20 protein-coding genes are annotated in these 19,741 nt (G+C 71.0%); 15 read left to right on the forward strand and 5 right to left on the reverse strand.

Features of this window, described 5'->3' with window-relative positions; all coding sequences use genetic code 11:
* Positions 1-158: 158 nt before the first annotated feature.
* Complete coding sequence (locus ABT130_RS22765; protein ID WP_350958181.1) at positions 159-1,235, reverse strand: FecCD family ABC transporter permease; 1,077 nt, start codon at positions 1,233-1,235, stop codon at positions 159-161.
* 118 nt (positions 1,236-1,353) lie between these two features.
* On the opposite strand from ABT130_RS22765, the gene ABT130_RS22770 reads away from it, so the two are divergent.
* Positions 1,354-2,334, forward strand: a complete 981-nt coding sequence (locus tag ABT130_RS22770; protein ID WP_350958183.1) for an ABC transporter substrate-binding protein — start codon at positions 1,354-1,356, stop codon at positions 2,332-2,334.
* Between the two features lie 168 nt (positions 2,335-2,502).
* On the opposite strand, the gene ABT130_RS22775 is transcribed toward ABT130_RS22770, so the two are convergent.
* Positions 2,503-4,899: a helicase-associated domain-containing protein gene (locus ABT130_RS22775; RefSeq protein WP_350915021.1), complete on the reverse strand. Its 2,397-nt coding sequence runs from the start codon at positions 4,897-4,899 to the stop codon at positions 2,503-2,505.
* Positions 4,900-5,181: 282 nt separating this feature from the next.
* Entirely contained in the window at positions 5,182-5,613 is a 432-nt protein-coding gene (locus ABT130_RS22780; RefSeq protein WP_350915019.1) for an ATP-binding protein, read from the reverse strand.
* Between the two features lie 316 nt (positions 5,614-5,929).
* Here ABT130_RS22780 and ABT130_RS22785 point away from each other — a divergent pair, with 316 nt between their 5' ends.
* The 4 genes from ABT130_RS22785 to ABT130_RS22800 all read left to right on the forward strand — a co-directional run bounded on the left by ABT130_RS22785 (position 5,930) and on the right by ABT130_RS22800 (position 8,264).
* Complete coding sequence (locus ABT130_RS22785; protein ID WP_433381878.1) at positions 5,930-6,790, forward strand: Sco1979 family transcriptional regulator; 861 nt, start codon at positions 5,930-5,932, stop codon at positions 6,788-6,790.
* Positions 6,791-7,027 (forward strand): DUF397 domain-containing protein, encoded by a 237-nt coding sequence (locus ABT130_RS22790; protein ID WP_030921376.1) that lies wholly within the window; start codon positions 6,791-6,793, stop codon positions 7,025-7,027.
* Positions 7,028-7,150: 123 nt separating this feature from the next.
* On the forward strand, positions 7,151-7,408 hold the full coding sequence (locus ABT130_RS22795) for a hypothetical protein (protein WP_245651823.1): 258 nt from the start codon (positions 7,151-7,153) through the stop codon (positions 7,406-7,408).
* Between the two features lie 82 nt (positions 7,409-7,490).
* Positions 7,491-8,264, forward strand: coding sequence for a hypothetical protein (locus ABT130_RS22800; protein WP_350958185.1), 774 nt, complete (start codon positions 7,491-7,493; stop codon positions 8,262-8,264).
* Positions 8,265-8,327: 63 nt separating this feature from the next.
* On the opposite strand, the gene ABT130_RS22805 is transcribed toward ABT130_RS22800, so the two are convergent.
* Positions 8,328-8,909, reverse strand: a complete 582-nt coding sequence (locus ABT130_RS22805) for a histidine phosphatase family protein (RefSeq protein WP_350915013.1) — start codon at positions 8,907-8,909, stop codon at positions 8,328-8,330.
* Between the two features lie 70 nt (positions 8,910-8,979).
* On the reverse strand, positions 8,980-9,894 hold the full coding sequence (locus ABT130_RS22810; RefSeq protein WP_350958188.1) for a TIGR03621 family F420-dependent LLM class oxidoreductase: 915 nt from the start codon (positions 9,892-9,894) through the stop codon (positions 8,980-8,982).
* A gap of 119 nt (positions 9,895-10,013) precedes the next feature.
* Here ABT130_RS22810 and ABT130_RS22815 point away from each other — a divergent pair, with 119 nt between their 5' ends.
* The 10 genes from ABT130_RS22815 (at position 10,014) to ABT130_RS22860 (ending at position 19,672) form a co-directional block, all read left to right on the forward strand.
* Positions 10,014-10,793, forward strand: a complete 780-nt coding sequence (locus ABT130_RS22815; RefSeq protein ID WP_350958191.1) for a phytanoyl-CoA dioxygenase family protein — start codon at positions 10,014-10,016, stop codon at positions 10,791-10,793.
* A 35-nt stretch (positions 10,794-10,828) separates the two neighbouring features.
* A complete protein-coding gene (locus ABT130_RS22820; protein ID WP_350915008.1) occupies positions 10,829-11,845 on the forward strand; it encodes a phosphotriesterase family protein in 1,017 nt (338 codons plus the stop codon).
* The gene (locus tag ABT130_RS22825; protein ID WP_350915006.1) at positions 11,832-13,034 is read left to right on the forward strand and encodes a cytochrome P450; all 1,203 of its coding nucleotides are present in this window, start codon (positions 11,832-11,834) and stop codon (positions 13,032-13,034) included. Before ABT130_RS22820 ends, ABT130_RS22825 begins: the two co-directional genes overlap by 14 nt.
* Positions 13,028-13,840, forward strand: coding sequence for an SDR family NAD(P)-dependent oxidoreductase (locus ABT130_RS22830; RefSeq protein ID WP_350958194.1), 813 nt, complete (start codon positions 13,028-13,030; stop codon positions 13,838-13,840). The genes ABT130_RS22825 and ABT130_RS22830 overlap by 7 nt, the downstream gene beginning before the upstream one ends.
* Positions 13,837-14,691: a Gfo/Idh/MocA family protein gene (locus ABT130_RS22835; RefSeq protein ID WP_350915002.1), complete on the forward strand. Its 855-nt coding sequence runs from the start codon at positions 13,837-13,839 to the stop codon at positions 14,689-14,691. The genes ABT130_RS22830 and ABT130_RS22835 overlap by 4 nt, the downstream gene beginning before the upstream one ends.
* Positions 14,692-15,092: 401 nt before the next feature.
* Entirely contained in the window at positions 15,093-16,046 is a 954-nt protein-coding gene (locus ABT130_RS22840; RefSeq protein WP_350915000.1) for an ABC transporter substrate-binding protein, read from the forward strand.
* A gap of 183 nt (positions 16,047-16,229) precedes the next feature.
* Entirely contained in the window at positions 16,230-17,399 is a 1,170-nt protein-coding gene (locus ABT130_RS22845) for a FecCD family ABC transporter permease (RefSeq protein ID WP_451935089.1), read from the forward strand.
* Positions 17,400-17,499: 100 nt separating this feature from the next.
* A complete protein-coding gene (locus tag ABT130_RS22850) occupies positions 17,500-18,273 on the forward strand; it encodes an ABC transporter ATP-binding protein (RefSeq protein ID WP_350958197.1) in 774 nt (257 codons plus the stop codon).
* A gap of 98 nt (positions 18,274-18,371) precedes the next feature.
* Positions 18,372-19,019, forward strand: coding sequence for an adenosylcobinamide amidohydrolase (locus ABT130_RS22855; RefSeq protein WP_350958270.1), 648 nt, complete (start codon positions 18,372-18,374; stop codon positions 19,017-19,019).
* A gap of 68 nt (positions 19,020-19,087) precedes the next feature.
* On the forward strand, positions 19,088-19,672 hold the full coding sequence (locus ABT130_RS22860) for a Uma2 family endonuclease (RefSeq protein ID WP_350958199.1): 585 nt from the start codon (positions 19,088-19,090) through the stop codon (positions 19,670-19,672).
* Positions 19,673-19,741 lie beyond the last annotated feature (69 nt).

Here is a 19,741-nt window from a genome sequence, read left to right on the forward strand (position 1 = left end):
GTTCGTGCGGCGGGTCTCTGAGGCTCGTGCCGGGAGGGTGGTTTTCTTCATGCAGGGGTTCGTGCGGCGGGTCTCTGAGGCTCGTGCCGGGAGGGGGGTCTTCTTCATGCAGGGGTTCGTGCGGCGGGCTTCTGAGGCCGGTGCCGGGAGGGTGGTCTTCATAGGGCGGCGAGCCTCCGGCGGCGGGCGAGCAGGATGAACACCGGGGCGCCGATGAACGCGCACATGATGCCCACCTGCACCTCGGCGGGGGCGGCGACCACCCGGCCGAGGATGTCGGAGCCGAGCAGCACCACGGGGGCGAGCACGACGGTGTACGGCAGGACCCAGCGCTGGTCGGGTCCGGTGAAGGCGCGTACCGCGTGCGGCACGGCCAGGCCCACGAACCACAACGGCCCGGCGGCGGCGGTGGCGGCCCCGCACAGCAGGGTGACCGTGAGCGCGGTCAGTCCGCGGGTGCGGGCCATGTTCACGCCCAGCGCGCGTCCCGCCTCGTCGCCCAGTGCCATGGCGTTGAGCGGCCTGGCCAGCAGCAGCCCGAGCACCAGGCCGGCCGCGAGGAACGGAGCGAGCCGGATCGCCACGTCGGCGCTGATCCCGGCCAGCGACCCGGTGAGCCAGAACCGCATCCGGTCGAAGGTCACCGTGTCGGCCCGCAGGATCGCCGAGGCCGCGGCGTTGAACACCATGCCCAGCGCGACACCGGCGAGCGTGAGCCGTACCGGACCGCCACCCGAGCGTCCGGCGGAGCCGAGCGCGTAGGCCAGCGTCGCGGCGGCGGCCGCACCGGCGAACGCGAACCAGACGTAGGCGGTGGGGTCGCTCAGGCCCAGCAGCCCGATGGCGACCGTCACGCCGAGCGCCGCGCCCTGGTTGACGCCCAGTAGCCCGGGATCGGCGAGCGGGTTGCGGGTGAGGCTCTGCATCAGCGCGCCGGCCAGGCCGAGTGCCGCGCCCACGCCGATACCGATCAGCGTCCGCGGCACGCGCAGGTCCCTGATGACCGTGTGGTCGGTGGACCCGTCGGGTGCGAGCAGCGCGTCCAGCACCGTGGAGAGCGGGACCGAGCGCGATCCCACCGCGATACTGACCAGCGCCAGCAGCACCAGTATCGCCAGCGCGGCCAGCAGTCCGGCCGCCAGCGCGGCCGCGCGCCGTTTCGGCGACGGCGGTGGCGTGCCGTCCGGTTCCCCGGCCGTCTCGGACGCGGCCGTGGCCACACCGGCCCTGCTCACCGAGCCCCCTCCCTATCGGTATAGCTAAGGTAAGGCTAATCTAATGAAATAGCCATTTAGGTAAGCCTATCCTTCGGAGAGTGAAATGTCGCTACCTGTCCTTCCGCGGCGGGGATTCATGGCTGTCGGCCTCGTGTTCGCCCTGGCCGCGTGCGGGAGCGGCACCGAGACGGCACCCGCGGCCGGTGGCTCTCCGGCCGCCTCCTCGTCGGCGGCGGGTCCGTGGGCCTTCACCGACGACCGCGGAAAGAGGATCGAGCGGCCCGAGCGCCCTGCCCGCGTCGTCGCCCAGGTCGGCGCCGCCGCCGCGCTCTGGGACTTCGGGGTCCGCCCGGTCGCGGTCTTCGGTCCGCACAAGCTCAAGGACGGGACCAGGGACCCCCAGGTCGGCAACGTCGACATCACCAAGGTCGAGTCCATCGGCAACGTGTGGGACGAGTTCAATGTCGAGAAGTACATCTCGCTCCAGCCCGACCTGCTGGTCAGCGGCATGTACACCGGAGACACCCTCTGGTACGTGCCGGAGAAGTCCACCTCCACCATCGAGCAGGTGGCGCCCACCCTCGGCGTCCGCCTGGTCGGCAGGTCGCTGCCCGAGATCATCGGGAAGTACGGCGAGGTGGCCGCCGCCCTCGGCGCAGACCTCAACGCCTCCGAGGTGACCGCGGCCAAGGCGAGGTTCGACGCCGCGGCCAAGGCGCTCGTCACCCCCGAGACCAGGAACCTGAAGATCCTGATCATGTCGGGCGGTCCGGAGGCGATGTGGGTGGTCAATCCCGATGACCACGCGGACGTGCGCTACTTCAAGGAACTGGGCCTGGACGTCGTGGTGCCGGGCAAGGTCGACGAGGCGGGCTTCTGGGAGACGCTGAGCTGGGAGAACGCCGACACCTACGAGGCGGACGTGATCCTGGTGGACGCCCGCACCCAGTCGATGCGGGTCGACGAGATGAAGGGGAAGCCGACCTTCGCCAGGCTGCCCGCGGTCAAGGCCGGGCAGGTCTACGCCTGGCACGCCGAGGAGCGCTACAGCTACCAGGGCTACGCCGACGTGCTGGAGAAGCTCCTGGCCGACCTGGTCAAGGCCAAGAAGCTCTAGTCCGGTGACCGGGCACGTCCGCCGGGTTCGGTGGCTTCGACGGTGGCTTCGGCAAGACGACGACCGGAAACCCGGCCACACTTCATGTCCACCGCATCAGCCGGACCGCGGTCGCGGATCTGGGAGGCACCGGTCCACGCGCTCGGCTCCGCGGGGCGGCCGGCGGGGTCAGGCGTAGGCGCCGCGGACCTCGATGATGTCGGCCAGCGGGAACTCCAGATAGTCGCCCGCCTCCTCGCACCACGCGTCGAGCACGCCGCTGCGCAGCTCGCCGTGGCTGATGGTGGCGGTCAGGCCGTCGGCCAGTGTGATCGCCGCCCGCACACCCCGATCGACGACGAAGCCGAGCAGCGACTGCTGGGCGGTCGGCAGGCGGGAGGCCATGCGGCCGATGACCGCCCACGTCCTGCCACCGGACTGGGTGGCCTGGCCCTCGGCGACGAGCAGGCGCTGGGCGTGCTCGCGGGGGTCCGGCGGTGGCTCCACCAGCGGGTACGGGGGCTGTTCGAACTCGGCCACCCTGCCCCCGGGCAGCAGGATCAGCCGCCCGTTCCGCGGTTCCTCGACACGGGCCCTGCGGATGGTGATCTCCCCGGTGTCCTCGATGGGCACCGGCGCGTAGCCGTTCTCCCGCAGTGCCGCCAGGGTCCTGTCGGCGGGCATCGCGCTGGCCAGCACGGTCGGGGCGAGCAGCCGCAGGCCCAGCCTGCCCAGCCGCCGGTGCCCGGCGATCTCGGCCAGCAGCACCGGGTCGGAGGCCTGCACGATGCAGGCGACGGTGGTCACCGTGACCTCGCCGTGCCGCCTGGCCACGTCGTGAATCAGGTACTCGAGGGGCTGCGGCACCCTGCCCACCTCGGCGAGGTCCGTCAGCAGACCCTCGGCGGTGTAGCCGGCGTCCATGGCCCGGCGCACGCTGGCCGGGGTGAACCGCCAGACCGAGGCCGCGCCGCGCGACTCGCGCTCGGCGGCCCGGTCGAGCAGCTCGGCGAGCTCGCCGGCGGGCGGGCCGGTCACCACCGCGGTGAGGTCGGCGCCGAAGAGCGCGCTCCGCCGCACGCTGGCCAGCGCCCTGGTGGAGCACTCGACCAGCACGGGGTCGTTCTCCACCAGGGGCGCGGAGTCGTCGATCTCGTCGCCGGGGAAGGCGTCCAGCCCGGCCATCGCGCGGCCGAGGTCGGTGATCGTGTCGAGGGCGACCAGCCCGAGCATCCGGGCCTCCTCCAGCACGGCGGGAGCGCACTCGGCCAGCAGCGACCGGTCCAGCAGCGGGGCGTGCCAGTACGCGGACTCGACCAGCCCGGCCAGGTCGACGCACGCGGTGCTGGCGGGCAGGCGGGCCAGCACGCCGAGCACCGCCCGCCGGGCGCGGGCGACCATGGCCCCGGCGGGATCGTCGCCGAGCACCGTGCCGTACTTGCCGTCGACCTTCCGGAGCGACGAGCGCTCCATCCGCCACCACGCCGACAGCAGCACCCTGAGCCTGGCGGCCGCGTCGTCCAGCCGCCAGCGGTCGAACTTCTCGGTGGGCACCAGCCCGCCGGCGGAGTCGTCCCAGGCCAGCAGCCGGGCCACCGCGCAGACCTCCAGCAGCAGCCGGGTCTCGTCCTCGTCGCAGCCGGTGTCCTTGGCCACCCGCCGGACCTCGCGCACACCCACCCCACCCGCCTTGAGCAGCGGCAGCGGGAACTTCGCGGTGTTCTCCAGCATGGCGGCGCAGCGCTCCACCACGTGTGGCGCGGCCAGGGTCATCAGGTGGTCGACGGCCTCGGGGTCGACGGGGAGCGTGGCGAGGTCGGGCGGGACGGGGGTGAAGGGCGGGTGGTAGTCGGGGCCGCGCAGCGCGAGCGCCACCTCACGGGGCATCTCGGCCACATTCCAGCTGGGGCGGAAGAGCAGCCCGTGATCGGCGGCCCACTTCTCGGGAGACCCCGGCACCACGAACTCGCCGCCGTCCACGTCGCGGACAGGACCGTCCCAGGCGAACTCCTCAAGCAGCCGCCCCGTGCCCTCGGGAGCCTTCTCCAGCAGCGCGGTCACCCGGTGGGGGTCGGAGAGGATCTCGGTGACCCTGGCGACCGTACGCCGCTTCGGGCCGTGCGGCAGGCCCAGGGTCCTGGCCAGCGCGCGCAGCGCGTCGGCGCTGACCGTCCAGGAGTTCAGGTAGTTGGGGAGCGGTTCACCGAGCCCGCAGGGGGCGGTCCACCACCGGGCGAGCCCCTCGGCCACCCGGATGCGGCCCTCGCTGTCCGGCCACGCCAGGGCGTGGTCGAACAGCAGGTCGAGCCAGGGCGCCACCTCGGCCTCGGGCACGCCCATGAACCGGGCCACCGTCTCCGGCCCGGCCTGCTCGCCGAGGGTCAGTGCGGCCTGCGCCACCTCCAGGGAGGGCAGCGGCAGGCCGCGCATGACCTCCATCACCGCGAACCCGTTGCCCAGTCGCTGCGCCAGGGTGTCCAGGCGGCGCGGCCACGGTGGGGCGATGGCGTCCGGCCGGTTGGCCAGAACTCGGGCGAGCCGTTCTTCGTCGAGGGTTTTCAACCAGCCGAGCAGGTGATCGTCCATCTCGCAGCTCTCTCAGGAATCTCGCGCGGGGACTCTCCGTGAGCCATAAACATCCACGGTAATGCAGAGGGCATCTCTGACGGCATCTACCGCGCAGAATGCGACGCGTTATATGAGGTCTCCATCCGGTTCTAACCGGTCCCGGGGCCACCGGGAGGGAGGAGCGGCGGCCCCGGGACCGATTGGCGCCCTTAAGGGGAAGAGGCGGCGCCGTCCGGAAGAGGTCGGTGGAGGCGGTGAAGGAGCGGGGCGGGGAACGGCACGCGGCGGGCGTTCGTGGGTCTACGGGCGGTCGAGGGGGGCGGGATCCTCACGAAGGCCGGTCCGCAGGACGGCCCAGACAATCTTGCCGTACGGGGCCAGCGGTGCCCAGCCCCAGCGAAGACTCAGTGACTCGACGATGTGCAGTCCGAGGCCGCCGATGTCGAGTGGCGAAGGATCGCGGAGCGCGGGGAAGCCGGCTCCCGGGTCGTTGAGCGTGCAGGTGACCAGATTGCCCCGCCGGATCAGGGAGAGCCGGATCGGCTCCCTGGCGCGCGACTCGGCGAGCCGGAGGCCGTGTCTGAGGGCGTTGGTCGCCAGTTCCGAGACGACCAGCTCCATGTTCTCGCCCAGCTCGCCGAGGTTCCAGCCGGTGAGGGTGCCCGTCGCGAAGCTGCGGGCGGAGTGGACGGACTCGGCGTGTGGCGGGAGCACGAAGGTGGCGCTGGCCATGACTGCCGGGGATCCAGGGAGAAGATCGCGCGCGGAGTCGGGCCACCAGCCTGCGGGGGGCCACCAGTCGAGCGCCGTCCATGACGTTGACGCTCGGGGGGGCGCGGTTTGGGCGGACTGCACAGCCGCAATCATGGTGCAAACTCCCGTGCAGGTGCAAGAGCGAATGCACGTGCATAAGGTGTGTGCAACCGCTACCGTTACCGGTGATTGGGTAATTTCGTACGAAAGGGGATCTTGATCGTGGCCAGGGATTCTTCGGCCGCGAAGTGACAGACTGTCGATCAGGAAAGCGAGCGAGGAGCATCACGTGTCCATGGATCCGCCCGGTACCGGTTCCACTGTCCGGCGCATCATGCTCGGCGCGAGTCTGCGCCGGCTGCGTGAGGAGAAGGGGCTCGCCCGTGAGGTAGCGGGATTCCACATCCGTGCCTCAGAGTCCAAGATCAGCCGTATGGAACTCGGCCGCGTCGGCTTCAAGACGCGTGACGTGGAAGACCTGCTCACCCTGTACGGCGTGCTCGACGACGCAGAACGGCGCGGCCTGCTGGAGATGGTCCGCGAGGCGAACACCCCCGGCTGGTGGCACAAGTACGGCGACCTGTTGCCGAACTGGTTCACCACCTACGTGGGGCTGGAGGAGGCGACGAACATGATCCGCACCTACGAGGTGCAGTTCATTCCCGGCCTGCTGCAGACATCCGCCTACGCGCGCACCGTGATCCGGTTGGGCTACCCGGACGTGCCGGAGGCGGAGATCGAGCGTCGTGTGCATATGCGCATGCAGCGGCAGGATCGCTTAACGAAGAAGGACGGCCCCCGATTGTGGGCGGTCATCGACGAGGCGGCCCTGAGGCGTCCCATCGGAGGTAAGGAGACGATGCGTGAGCAGATCCAGCACCTGCTGGAAGTGGCCACGCTTCCCAACATCACCCTCCAGGTGATGCCCTTCCGATTCGGCATGCACGCGGCCGAGGGTGGTGCGTTCAGCATCTTGCGGTTTCCCGAGTCCGACCTGTCGGACGTCGTCTATGTCGAGCAGCTCTGGGGTGCCCTCTACTTGGACAAACGTGAGGACATCGATCCATACCTCACGGCCATGGAGCAGTTGTGCGTGGAAAGCACCACGCCCGGGGGCACCGCCGAGATCCTCGGCGACCTTCTCAGAGAGATGTAAATGGAGCAGACCTACAACGGCATGCCGGCCACTGACCTTGCCGGGGCCAGCTGGCGCAAGAGCCGCTACAGCAACTCGACGGGTAACTGCGTCGAGCTTGCCGAACTTTCGGATGGCAGCATCGCGGTCCGGAACTCGCGTTTTCCAGAGGGGCCTGCCCTGATCTACACCAGGGATGAGATCCGTGCCCTGGTGCTCGGGGTGAAGGATGGGGAGTTCGACGGTTTAACGGTGTAACACCGTTTTTACCTCAGGGCCGCCGGGTTAACCAGGCCGCGTCGGCCGTGTAACCGGGGGAGTGGAACGGCGCGGAAGAGTTTGAGATCACAGTGATTGGGGGCTCAAGCCGTGCTCGACCAGATGACCTTGTACCCGGTGGCCGACGACGTGCTGTTCGCACCAGGCGGGCGCGTCGTGATCCGCACTTACGGCGTCGCCTCGGCGGCGACGGGGGAGGGTGCGCCCACTCCGGTGTCCTACCGCACATGGGTCACCGGAGTGCGCGACCAGCCACGTTACTGGCGCTGGGGCCACTTCGAGGACGCCTGCCACGGTCACCGCCGGGTCCTCGAATGGCTGACGGGGCGAGGTCCGCAGCCCGCCGCGGCGGCCGCCTGAACGAGATCTCCACGCTGTACGGCGTGATCCTTCTCAACTAGTGTTCAACCAAGCATTCGCTTGGGTTGAGGAGGCGCTTACCGTGCGGCGAGGCATCTACCTGATCGAAGAGGTCGACTTCCGGCCGATGAACTCCCGCAGGCCGCTGGAGTACCTCACCTGGCTCACCCGCTACAAGAAGGAGGACGAGGCCCTCGACACCCCGGAACTGACCCGGGGACTGTCGATCAGATCCAGGGACATCGACCTGGTGGGCGCCTTCTACGCCGTCGGCATCACCGGCCACCCCCAGTTCAAGGCGGTCACGCTCTGGGACTGCCACGGCGGCTGGGACGGCGGCTGGCGGCAGATGATGAACATCTACGACGGCGTCGACGGCAGGCTCTTCCTCTCCGACATCGACGACCTGCGTTTCTCCGCCTTCTCCCGGCCACTGGGCGCCGTGCGCGGCAGCCCGGCACTCGCCGACATCACCGCGGAGGGCTACGCGGCCCCGTTCTACCTGTTCGAGAGCGCCCAGGTGCGGCCCGGGGCCGCGCTGGACTACCTCGACGCCGTCCGCGAGGAGCGCGCGCCCGTCCTCGCCGACCACGGCCACCGCCCGATCGGTCTGTACGAGGTCCTGTTCTGCGACACCGAGGTCGTCACCGTCTGGGGCATGACGCTGGACGACCACCTGGCGCTCCAGCGGTCCAGGGACGCGGCGCTCGGCCTGGACGACGAGGTGGAGCCGGACGGCCGGCTGCTCGACTGGAGTAGCCGGGCCAGGGAGTTCCTGGCGGGCCCGTGGCGGGAGACCCTGCTGGCGCCCTTCCCCGGCTCCCGCCTTGCCCCGATCCAGGCCGATCTCCGGTGAGGAGGAGGGCCTGTCGCGGCGGAAAGGGGGAGCCGGGGGAGGGCTCCGATCGCGGGTCAGGGGTCAGACGGGCGCGTTCCAGGTGAGGACGACCGGCTCGTCGCGCTCGAAGCCGAGCCGGGAGTAGGTGCCGGTGTCCAGGCGGAACAGGCGGCCGTCGGTCGGTGGCAGGCCGAGCCAGCGGGCGCACAGCACCCGCAGGTAGTGTCCGTGGGCGACCAGGACCACGTCGCCGTCCGCGGCCAGGGCTCGGGCGATCACCCGGTCGGCGCGGGCGCCGACCTGCTCCGCGCTCTCGCCGGGGTGCTCGGCGTCGCCGGGGACGACGCCGTCGCGCCACAGGTACCAGCCGGGGCGCCTCTCGCGGATCTCCAGGGTGGTGATGCCCTCGTAGCCGCCGTAGTCCCATTCCCACAGGTCGGGATCTGTCTCGTAGTCCTTGATTCCGGCGAGTTCGGCGGTGTCCCTCGCGCGCCGGGCCGGACTGACCAGGACGAGGCCGAACGTCCGGTCCGAGATCAGCGGGGCCAGTGCCCGTGCCTGATCCTCGCCTCCGGCGGTCAGCCGTAGATCGGTGCGCCCGGTGTGCCGGCCGTCCCGGCTCCATTCGGTCTCGCCGTGCCGAAGCAGAATCATCTGGTCCATGATGCCCAATCATGCCGCCGGCGGTCCGGCGCGCACGCCCCGGGGCCCCGGGACCCCGAAGCGTCGCGGGTCAGCGCCCCGCGAGCTCCTCGGCGACCGGGATGAAGGCGTCCAGGTCGCGCTCGTGGTGGAGTACGAAATAGGACAGGTCGTGGGTGTCGCGCCAGTGGCGGAGCTTGTCGACGATGTCCTGGCGGGTGCCGAGCAGCACCTGCGGAGTCTCGTCCTGCCGGGAGGAGTCGGCGGCGCTCCACGGCTCGTCCCGCTTGCGGACGCCGAGCTGCTGCACGCTGGTGCCGAGCTCGATCCGGTGGTAGCGGCCGGCCGCGGCCCGCCGTACCAGGTCGATCTTGGCGAGGAAGGCGTCCAGACCGCCGTCCGCGCCGTCGGGGCCGGTGCCGTCGGCGCGTACCCGCATGCCGAGGTTGATCACGTCGGCCTCGCGGGCGGCCAGCCCGAGCATGCGCGGGCCGCCGCCGCCGAGCAGCAGCCGAGGGTGGGGGCGGCTCAGGGGCTTGGGGGTCTGGTCCAGGGCGGTGATCCGGTAGTGCCTGCCGTGGAAGGTGAAGGGGCCGTCCGCCCACAGGCCCTTGAGCACGGTGATCGCCTCGGCCAGCCGGTCCACCCTGACCCCTGGCGGCTCGAACGCCAGCCCGGCGCCGGCGTAGTCGGCGGCCATCCAGCCGGTGCCGAGGCCCAGTTCCAGGCGGCCCTCGGAGAGCAGGTCGACGGTGGCGGCCTCCTTGGCGAGCACCGCGGGGTGGCGGAAGTCGTTGGCGAACACCAGCGTGCCGACCCGCAGGCGGCTGGTGGCGCACGCCGCCGCGGTCATCGCCGCGACCGGCGCGAAGCGGGGACCGACCAGATGGTCGGGGACGAGCAGCACGTCGAAGCCCGAGCCCTCCAGGCGGCGTGCCGCCTCGGCCCAGGCCCTGGCCGAGCCGGCCTCGCGGATCACGGCGGCGAACCGGAACGGGCGATCCATCGGCATCCCCTCTGTTCTACCAAGCGCTTGCTAAGCATAGACGCGCCGTCCGGGCACGGAAAGGCGACTGTTATTACCAAGCGCTTGCTTTAGCGGGTGCGAGGTTCGACACTGAGCCAATGGCTGACGACAACCTGGTCCGCGAGGTGACCGACGACGAGGTCGCCTTCTTTGCGGACAACGGCTGGGTAAGGCTGCCACGCCTGGTCGAAGGCGGCTACGTGGCCCTGCTCCGCGACCGTGCCCGGGAACACCTCGCCGAGCGCTCGCGGGCGGTCACCTCCAAGGTCGACCAGGCGTTCGGCCAGTCCAGGGACATCGCCGAGACCGACGAGCACTTCCGGGACCTGGCCTTCGCCCCGGCTCTCGGCCGCGGCGCCACCCGGCTGCTGCACGGGGTGGCCGGGGTACGGATCCAGGTGACCAACCTGCTGATCAAGGAGCCGGACGGCGGGCACGGCGCCACCGAGTTCCATCAGGACTTCCCGTGGATGCCGATGGACCGCTCGGCCATGCTCACCGTCTGGCTGGCCCTGGTGGACGTGCCCGCGGACATGGGCTCGCTCCGGTTCCTGTGCGGTTCCCACCGCTACGGCCTGCTGGGCCGCTCCTTCGCCAGGGACGGTGACGACCAGCTCAGCCAGCACCCGTGGCTGAAGGAGCTGGAGATCTCACCGCCGCTGGACCTCGCGGCCGGGGACGCGACGGTGCACCACGCGCTGACCGTCCACGGGGCGGCAGCCAACCGCAGGGACAGCGCCAGGCTGTCGTTCACGGTCACCTATTTCGACGCGGACGCGCTCTACACCGGGACGCCGTACGGGCAGACGGACGATCTGGGACTGACGGTCAACCAGCCGTTCGAACACCCGAGGTTCCCCGTCGTCGCGCACACGTGACCGGGCCGGCGACGAGCGAGGAGTGGTGACCGGACATGAGTGACAACCCCGCCCCGAGCATCGAGACGATCACCGGCCCCATCGGGGACCCGGGCGCGACGCTCATGCACGAGCACATCTTCGGGCTCAGCCCGGAGATCCTGTGGAACTGGCCGGACATCCCCGAGGGGTGGGACCTCGAAACCCGCGCCCGCGAGGCGGCGGCCAAGCTGAACGACCTGAAACGGCACGGCATCGACACGGTGGTCGACCTGACCGTGGTCGGCCTGGGCCGCTACGTGCCCGCGGTGCAACGGGTGGCCGAGCTGACCGAGGTCAACATCGTGGTCGCCACCGGCCTCTACACCTACGACGCGCTCCCGCCCTACTTCGGCAACCGCGGGCCGGGCTCGCTGTTCGGCGGCGCCGACCGGCTGGCCGAGTTCTTCGTCAGGGACATCACCGAGGGGATCGGCCGTACCGGTGTGAAGGCCGGCATCCTCAAGTGCGCCACCGACCACCTCGGCATGACCGCCAACTGTGAGCGGGTCTTCCGCGCGGTCGCCGAGGCGCACCTGGAGACCGGGGTGCCGATCTCCACCCACTCGCACAGCGCCTCGGGCGGCGGCCTGGAGCAGCAGAAGCTGCTGGCACGGCTGGGCGTGGACCTCTCCAGGGTCGTCATCGGGCATGCCGGAGACGCAACAGACGTCACCTACCTGGAAGAACTCATCGCGAACGGCTCCTACCTGGGCATGGACAGATTCGGTATCGAGACGATCAGCTCGTTCGAGAACCGGGTGGCGATCGTCGCCGAACTCGCCGCGCGCGGCCACGCGGACCGGATGGTCCTGTCCCACGACTCCTACTGTTTCAACGACCGCTTCGACGCCGACGTCGTACGGCAACGACACCCCAACTACCACCTGCTCCACATCTCCAGGGACGTACTGCCCGAGCTCCGCAGGCGAGGCGTCACCTCCGAGCAGATCGACCTGATGCTCATCGCCAACCCCCGCCAGATCCTCGCCCGGCGCGAGCCGTACCGAGAGGCAGGTCATGATTACCGCTGAGGACTTCGACGTCAGCGCGGCCTGGCACGTCGCCGCGCCCTACGACTTCCTGCGCAGGCTCCGCGACGAGCGTCCGGTGTTCTACAGCGAGCACCTGGGCGCCTACGTCATCAGCCGGCACGAGGACGTGCGCGCCGCCTACGGCGACCCCAGGCGTTTCTCCTCCGAGGGCTCGCTGACGATCTCCCGCAGCCTCGCCGACGAGACCAGGCGGGTGCTGGGCGAGCACGGCTCGTTCCTGTCCAGCTTCGTGGCCAACGTCGACCCGCCCACCCACACCCGGCTGCGCCGCTCGGTCTCGCGCGCCTTCACCCCGCGCGCCGTCGCCGCGATGGAACAGCGCTTCCGCGACCTGAACGAGGAGGTGCTCGACCGGGTGATCCCGAGTGGCGGGGGAGACCTGGTCGCGGAGATCGCGCACGTGCCCTCGGTCAAGCTCACCGCCCGCTTCATCGGCGTCCCCGAGGAGGACGAGGCCTTCGTCAAGGAGCATGTGAAGGACTGGTTTCAGCTCTTCCTGTCGCCGCAGCCGCCCGAGCGCCAGCTGGTGCTGGCCGAGAGCTTCCTGACCTACCTCGACTACGTCGACAAGCTGGTCGCCTCCCGCGCCGCCGAGCCGCGCGACGACTTCGTCTCGCTGATGACCTCGCTGATCGGCACCGAGCTGTCGCACCGCGAGGTCGTCGAGCTGATCTCCACGATCCTGCTCGGCGGCAATGACACCGTGCCCAACCAGCTTGGCAACAGCGTGTTCAGGCTGCTGCGCGAGGAGATCTGGCCGGTGCCGCCCGAGCTGGTGCAGAACGCGGTGGAGGAGTGCATGCGCATCGACGGCGCCAGCCTCGGCTCCTTCCGGTACGCCGCCGTCGATGTGCAGATGCACGGCGTGACCATCCCGAAGGGCTCGCTCTGCCTGCTCTCCACCGACTCCGCGGCCCACGACGAGCGCGTCTTCGACGAGCCGGACGAGTTCCGGATCGACCGCGGCAACGCCGACGCGCACATGACGCTCGGCTACGGCATCCATTTCTGCGTGGGGGCCGCGCTTGGCCGCCTGCAGCTCCGTACCGCGCTGAAGGTGCTGGGCCGCCGCCTCCCGGGGCTCCGCCTGGCATCCGGCGGACCGCCCGTCACCTACCGCACGTCGCTGGTCGGGCGGGGCCTGACCGCGCTGAACGTGGAATGGTGACGCGCTTCGACGGCCGGGTGGCGCTGGTCACCGGCGCCGCCTCGGGAATCGGCGCGGCGACCGCGCGCCGGCTGGCCGCCGAGGGAGCCTGCGTCGGGGTCGCCGACCTGTGGGCCGCGGGCGCGCGCTCGGTGGCCTCGGGAATCAGGGCCCGCGGCGGTACGGCGTGCGCGCTCCACTGCGACGTGTCGGACGAGGAGGAGGTGAAGGCGGCCGTGGCGCAGCTGATCGGCTCGTTCGGCGGGCTGGACGTGCTGCACTCCAACGCCGCCTGTCTGGACCGCGACGTCTACGGCCGCGACCAGGACCTGCTCGACCTGGACGTCGAGGTCTGGGACCGCACCATGGCCGTCAACCTGCGGGGGGCGATGCTCATGGTCAAGCACGCGGTCCCCGCGATGCGTGACGGCGGCGCGATCGTGCTGACCTCGTCGGTGTCCGGGCTGGTGGGCGACGCCGACCACGCGGCCTACGGGGCGTCCAAGGCGGCCCTGACCGGATTCACCCGCTACGTCGCCACCATGTACGGCTCGCGCGGCATCCGCTGCAACGCGGTCGCCCCCGGCCTCGTCATGACCGACGCGGCGCGCGGGGCGATGTCCCCGCGGCGGCTGGCGGAGAAGGCGGCCGAACGCCTGCTGCCCTGGGCGGCGGAGCCGGACGACGTGGCGGCGCTGGTCGCGTTCCTCGCCTCGGACGAGGCGCGGTGCGTGACCGGCCAGACGATCGTGGTCGACAGCGGGACGACGGCGCACCGTCCGGAGCACGCGATCAGGGCCTGGGAGCGTGCGAAACTGGATCCGTGACGTTATCTGTGGGTCTGGTAGGTGCCGGACCGTGGGCCGAGATGGTGCACGCGCCGATGCTGGCGGCTGGTCCGAACACACGTCTGGCGGGGGTGTGGGCCCGTCGCCCCGAGGCCGCGGCCAGGTTCGGTGCTCCGGTCTTCGAACGGATCGAGGAGCTCTTCGACAACTGCGAGGCGGTCGCGTTCTCGGTGCCGCCCGCCGTCCAGGCGGAGCTCGGCGTGCTCGCCGCCAAGGCGGGCAAGGCACTGCTGCTGGAGAAACCGCTCGCCGCCGATCTGGACGGCGCACGGCGGCTGGCCGAGGCGGTCGCCGAGGCGGGCGTGGCCTCGCAGATGGTCCTCACCTGGCGTTACTCGCCCGCCACCCGGGCCTTCCTGGCCAGGGTCTCGGCCATCGAGCCGTTCGGCGGCCGGGCGGCCAACATCTCGGGGGCGATGCTCGGCGGGGCCTTCGCCACCTCCTGGCGACTGGAGCGCGGCGCGATCCTCGACGTCGGCCCGCACATGATCGACATGCTGGACGCCGCGCTCGGCAGGATCGTCGGGGTCCGCGCCCACGGCAACCCGCTGGGCTGGGTCGGCCTGCTGCTGGAGCACGAGACCGGCGCGGTCAGCGAGGCGTCGCTGTGCATGAGCGTGCCGGGTGAGAGCCCGCCCTCCGACGTCGAGATCTACGGCCGCCTCGGCCGGGAGACCATGGACGACACCCGGCTGGGCTCCGACGTCTTCTCCCTCATGCTCATGGAGTTCGAGCGGACCGTGCGGCGCGGTGGTGGCCACCCCCTGGACGCCGCGCACGGCCTGCGCCTGCAGGAGATCATCGCCGCCGCCGAGGAGCAACTCGGCTGAGAGGCGCCTCTGCTGAACGACGGCCCGCCGGACGAGCGACTGGAGGCTTGGCGGACGGTCCCTCCGGAGCCGCGGCGGGCCGGCTCGTCGGTGGCGATGTGCCTGGAGGCCGGATCCGGAGGTTCGGTGGGCGGTCCCTCCGGGGCGCGGCCTACCCGGAGAGCCACAGAGCGGTCCGTCCAGGGTCTCGGCATAGAGGCTGTTCGGGGGAGTTGATAGCGTTCGTCCAACGCGTGGTGTGAGCGAAGTCCGGTGTGAGTCCGGCGCTGTCCCGCAACTGTCATGGCCCCTCGTGGGTCGAGCCAGGTCGCCTCCGCCACGTCGTCGACGCCGACCCTCGTGGAAAAGGGTGACCCGTCCTTGTCTGGGTCCCTCGGTTCCGGTAACTGAAAGGACCTCCCTTGAGGCCCGTACGCAGCGCCCTCGCCGGCGCCCTGCTCGCCGCACTGACCCTCGCCGGATGCGGCCAGACCTCCCCCGCGACCTCGCCTTCCACCGCCTCCGCAAGTGCCGCCGCGACTCCCTCGGCGGCGGGCTTCCCGGTCACCGTCGAGGCGGGCAACGGCTCCGTCACCATCGAGAGCAGGCCCGAGCGGATCGTCTCGCTCTCGCCCGCCGCCACCGAGAGCCTGTTCGCGATCGGCGCGGGATCACAGGTCGTCGCGGTGGACGACCAGTCCAACCACCCCGCGGAAGCGCCGAAGAGCGAGCTGTCCGGTTTCAAGCCGAACGTTGAGGCGATCATCGCCCAGAAGCCGGACCTGGTCGTGCTCTCCGATGACATCGACGGCATCGTGGCCGCGCTGGGCAAGGTCGGCGTACCGGTGCTGCTGGAGCCCGCCGCCACCAAACTCGACGAGACCTACGACCAGATCACCGACCTCGGTGCCGCCACCGGCAACGGCGAGCGGGCCACCGAACTCGCCGCGCAGATGAAGAAGCAGATCGACGAGCTCGCCGCCGCCGCACCGAAGGACACGAAGCTCACCTACTACCACGAGCTGGACGTCACCCCCTACGCGGCGACCTCCACCACCTTCATCGGCCAGATCTACGGGCTGTTCGGCCTGACCAACATCGCCGACAAGGCCCCCGACGCAGCGGGTGGCTACCCCAAGCTCTCCGCCGAGTTCGTCGCGCAGGCCGACCCCGACCTCGTCTTCCTGGCCGACACCAAGTGCTGCGGCCAGTCGAAGGACACCCTCGCCAAGCGACCGGGCTGGTCCAAGCTGTCGGCCATCAAGAACGACCAGGTCATCCTCCTCGACGACGACATCGCCTCCCGCTGGGGGCCGCGCGTCGTGGACCTCGCCAAGCAGGTCGGCGAGGCCGTGCAGAAGGCCGCGGCCAGCTAGTTGACAGATCTCCCCCGCTCCTTGGGCGTCCCCGGCGGCACGGACGGGCCGCCCCGCGACTCCGGCACCCCGAAGGCGGGCAACGCCACCTCGGCACCGTCCCGTACCCGGCCGGAACCGTCTCCTCCTGACCCGACCGCTCCCGCCGCCGGTACGTCGGGGCTGCCCCGTCCGGGCACCGACATGCCGGAACCGTCTCCTGCCGGTGCCGTGCGGGAGCCGTTCCCCTCCGGTACCGGCACCTCGGAGCCGTTCCGCCCGGGTGCCGGGAAGGAGCCGTTCCCGCCCGGCGCCGGTGCGGCTCGGAAGGCCGGTGTCGCGGGCGGGCAGGCGGCCCGGCTCAGCCCGGCGGTGACGGTCGCGGCCGTGGCCCTGCTCCTGGCGAGCATGCTCGCCGGGCTGCTGGTCGGTGCCGCGGACATCGCGCCGCGCAGTGTGCTGATCCAACTGCTCGACTGGCTGCCGTTCGTCTCGGCCGACTCCGGGCTGGCCCCGGTCGAACTGAGCCTGCTGGCCGAGATACGGCTGCCCAGGGTCCTGCTCGCCGCGATCGTCGGTGGCCTGCTGGCCGTCGCGGGAGCCGGCTACCAGGGAGTCTTCCGCAACCCGCTGGCCGACCCCTACCTGCTGGGAGCCGCGGCGGGCGCCGGTCTGGCGACCACGGCGGCGATCGTCCTCACCAAGGGCGACGGCGAGGCGATCGGCATCCCCGCCGCGGCCTTCGCCGGCGCCGTCGGCGGGGTCCTGCTCGCCTACGCGCTGGGCAACGCGGCGGGCCGGGGCGGCGGCACCGCCACGCTGGTCCTCGCGGGCGTGGCGGTCACCTCCTTTCTCACCGCCATCCAGACGTTCCTGCAGCAGCTCAGGGTGGAGGAGCTCCAGCGCATCTACGCCTGGATCCTCGGCAACGTCGGCGGCGGCTGGAGTCAGGTCACGCTGGTGGCCCCGTACGCGGTCGTCTCGGTGACGGTCATGCTGCTGCACGGCAGGCTGCTCGACGTGCTCTCGGTCGGTGACGACGAGGCGGTCACCCTCGGCCTGAACGCCGCCAGGGTCCGCCTCGTCGTGCTGTTCGCCGCCTCCCTGGCCACCGCGGCGGCCGTCGCGGTCAGCGGGCTGATCGGCTTCGTCGGCATCGTCGTGCCGCACGTGGTCCGCCGCCTGACCGGTTCCTCGTACCGGGTCGTGCTACCGATCTCGCTGATCGGCGGGGCCGCCTTCCTGGTCCTCGCCGACCTCATCGCCAGGACCGTGCTCGCCCCCGCCGAGCTGCCCATCGGGGTGGTGACCGCCTTCTTCGGCGCGCCGTTCTTCGTCGCCGTACTGCGCATGACCCGCCGGGTGGAGACATGAGCGTCCGGGCCCGTCCGTACGAGGAGCACACGACCGTTCCGGCAGGTGTGCACGGGGAGCGGGTGACCGTGGCCCGTGCGCCGCGTGGAGGGGAGATCCGGTGAGCCGCCTCGCGGTGAGTGACCTGTCGGTGGTGCTGGACCGGCGGACCGTGCTGTCCGGCGTCGGGCTCGATGTCAGGGACGGCGGCTGGCTGGCCGTCATCGGCGCCAACGGCGCGGGCAAGTCCACGCTGCTGCGCGCCCTGGCCGGGGTGCTGCCCTGCGAGGGCGAGGTGCTCGTCGACGACGTGCCGATCAGACGGCTGCGGCCCAGGGACCGGGCCAGGCTGCTGGCCTACGCCCCGCAGTCCCCGGCGCTGCCGGTCGACATGACGGTGTTCGACTACGCCCTGCTCGGGCGTACCCCGTACATCCCCTACCTGGGCCGCGAGGGCCGCCGCGACCGCGAGGTGACCGCGTCGGTGCTGGAGCGGCTGGACCTGTCGCCCCTCGCCGACCGGCGGCTCGGCCATCTGTCCGGAGGCGAGCGCCAGCGCGTGGTGCTCGCCAGGGCGCTGACCCAGCAGGCCCCGGTGCTCCTGCTCGACGAGCCCACCACCGCCCTCGACCTGGGACATCAGCAGCAGGTGCTGGAGCTCGTGGACCGGCTCCGGCTGGCCGACGGACTAACCGTCGTCACGACATTGCATGATTTGAGCCTGGCCGGCCAGTACGCTGACTCGATGATGTTGCTCTCGGGCGGCCGGGTGGCCGCCTCCGGCACCCCGGCCGAGGTGCTGACCGGAGAGCTGATCGGCGAGCACTTCGAGGCCCGCGTCCGCGTCGCCACCGGCCCCGGTGGCAGGCCCGAGGTCCACCTGGAGCGTCCTTGACCGGGTCCGAGATTCCCCCGAGCCTTCCCGAGCGGGTGCGAGGTTCGTCCGGAGGCCTACCGAGCGGGTCCGAGATCCAGCCGGCGCGCGAGGTCTCTTTGCGGCTGAGCCATCGTGAGGAGGACGGGGCCCGGCTGGCCTCGCTGCTCTGGGAGTTCGGCCCCGGGTGGCGGGCGATCTCCTCGGCCATGGTCGGCGGCGGCATCGGCCCGGCCGCCTGGGCGCTCAACGCGCAGGTGGTCGGTGGATACTCGCGGATGGACCCGGTGGAGCACCTGCTGGAACTCGCCCCGCCCGGCTCCGGTGTCGGCATGCTCACCGCCGCCTCCGTCGACCACTTCACCCGGGCCGCCGACGGGGGAGTGGAGGTCATGGCGACCGTCGGCCTGCGCGTCCCCACCTGGGCCGCCGCCCCCGAGGGTGTCCCGGACCCCGAACTGGCCCCCGCGTACCTGCCGGGAACGATCAACATCGTCGTCGCCGTACCGGTCGCGATGAGCGACGCCGCCCTGGTCAACACGGTCATGACGGTGACCGAGGCCAAGACCCAGGCCCTGCTGGAGGTCGGTTTCCCCGGCACCGGGACCGCCTCCGACGCCGTCTGCGTGGCAGTCCCCGAGCACGGCCCGGAGGAACTCTTCGGCGGCCCCCGCTCCACCTGGGGCGCCCGCATCGCCCGTGCCGTCCACACCGCCGTCCGCCAGGGCGCCCAGCAGTGGGTAAACCGTGATGTGTTGACTACTTAAAGTAAGAGAATTGCGGGAAGTAGCATGTGAGCGAGGGCGAGACTCCCGATACTGAGCAGGTGACCGCGATGGCAACGACGGAGCCGACGACCAGGCGGACGGTTCTCCAAGGAGAGCCGCCGTTCACTGTCGACGACCTGCTCAAGTTTCCCGATGACGGGAACCGCTATGAGCTCTTCAACGGGAGCCTGTTGGTGAGTCCCTCTCCTATCCCCCTGCATCAGCGTGCGATCTTCCGTCTCGGGCGGATTCTCGAAGACGCCGCGCCCTTGGAGTTCGAGCCACTGCCGGAGGTCAACCTCCGGGCGAGCGACCGCGACTTCTTCATCCCCGACCTCGTCGTGGTGCCGACGAAGGCCGTCGACGAGACGCAGTTGATGTTCGCGCCACGCGACATCCTCCTGGCCGTCGAGGTGGTCAGCCCGAGTACCCAGGCGCGGGACCGTCATCTCAAAAGGGCCGCCTACGCCGCGGCGGGCATTCCCGCCTACTGGCGGATCGAGCTGTCCGACGGTCCGTCCGTCCACGTCCACGAACTCGCCGGTGACGAGTACAAAGCCGCAGAAAAGTACGAGGCGGGAGAGGTCGCGACCCTCTTCGCCCCCTTCGAGGTCTCCTTCGATCCCGCCGTGCTGCTGCGGCCTCGGGGCTGAGCGAGGCAAGCCCTCCGCGGGGCCGGGTGGCCTCCTGCACCGGGGGTCGCCCGTCCGGACCCGCGCGTG

The sequence above is a fragment of the Streptosporangium sp. NPDC001681 genome, assembly GCF_040298085.1.
In the GTDB taxonomy this organism is placed as follows: Bacteria; Actinomycetota; Actinomycetes; order Streptosporangiales; family Streptosporangiaceae; genus Streptosporangium.

Excerpts from the sequence above, each read along its gene's own strand:
- ABT130_RS22860 (WP_350958199.1), top strand. The coding sequence starts at position 19,088 with ATGGCAACGACGGAGCCGACGACCAGGCGGACGGTTCTCCAAGGAGAG.
- ABT130_RS22770 (WP_350958183.1), top strand. The coding sequence starts at position 1,354 with ATGGCTGTCGGCCTCGTGTTCGCCCTGGCCGCGTGCGGGAGCGGCACC.
- ABT130_RS22785 (WP_433381878.1), top strand. The coding sequence starts at position 5,930 with ATGGATCCGCCCGGTACCGGTTCCACTGTCCGGCGCATCATGCTCGGC.
- ABT130_RS22810 (WP_350958188.1), bottom strand. The coding sequence starts at position 9,894 with ATGGATCGCCCGTTCCGGTTCGCCGCCGTGATCCGCGAGGCCGGCTCG.
- ABT130_RS22780 (WP_350915019.1), bottom strand. The coding sequence starts at position 5,613 with ATGGCCAGCGCCACCTTCGTGCTCCCGCCACACGCCGAGTCCGTCCAC.
- ABT130_RS22825 (WP_350915006.1), top strand. The coding sequence starts at position 11,832 with ATGATTACCGCTGAGGACTTCGACGTCAGCGCGGCCTGGCACGTCGCC.
- ABT130_RS22830 (WP_350958194.1), top strand. The coding sequence starts at position 13,028 with ATGGTGACGCGCTTCGACGGCCGGGTGGCGCTGGTCACCGGCGCCGCC.
- ABT130_RS22795 (WP_245651823.1), top strand. The coding sequence starts at position 7,151 with ATGACCTTGTACCCGGTGGCCGACGACGTGCTGTTCGCACCAGGCGGG.
- ABT130_RS22790 (WP_030921376.1), top strand. The coding sequence starts at position 6,791 with ATGGAGCAGACCTACAACGGCATGCCGGCCACTGACCTTGCCGGGGCC.
- ABT130_RS22845 (WP_451935089.1), top strand. The coding sequence starts at position 16,230 with ATGCCGGAACCGTCTCCTGCCGGTGCCGTGCGGGAGCCGTTCCCCTCC.
- ABT130_RS22775 (WP_350915021.1), bottom strand. The coding sequence starts at position 4,899 with ATGGACGATCACCTGCTCGGCTGGTTGAAAACCCTCGACGAAGAACGG.
- ABT130_RS22805 (WP_350915013.1), bottom strand. The coding sequence starts at position 8,909 with ATGGACCAGATGATTCTGCTTCGGCACGGCGAGACCGAATGGAGCCGG.
- ABT130_RS22815 (WP_350958191.1), top strand. The coding sequence starts at position 10,014 with ATGGCTGACGACAACCTGGTCCGCGAGGTGACCGACGACGAGGTCGCC.
- ABT130_RS22820 (WP_350915008.1), top strand. The coding sequence starts at position 10,829 with ATGAGTGACAACCCCGCCCCGAGCATCGAGACGATCACCGGCCCCATC.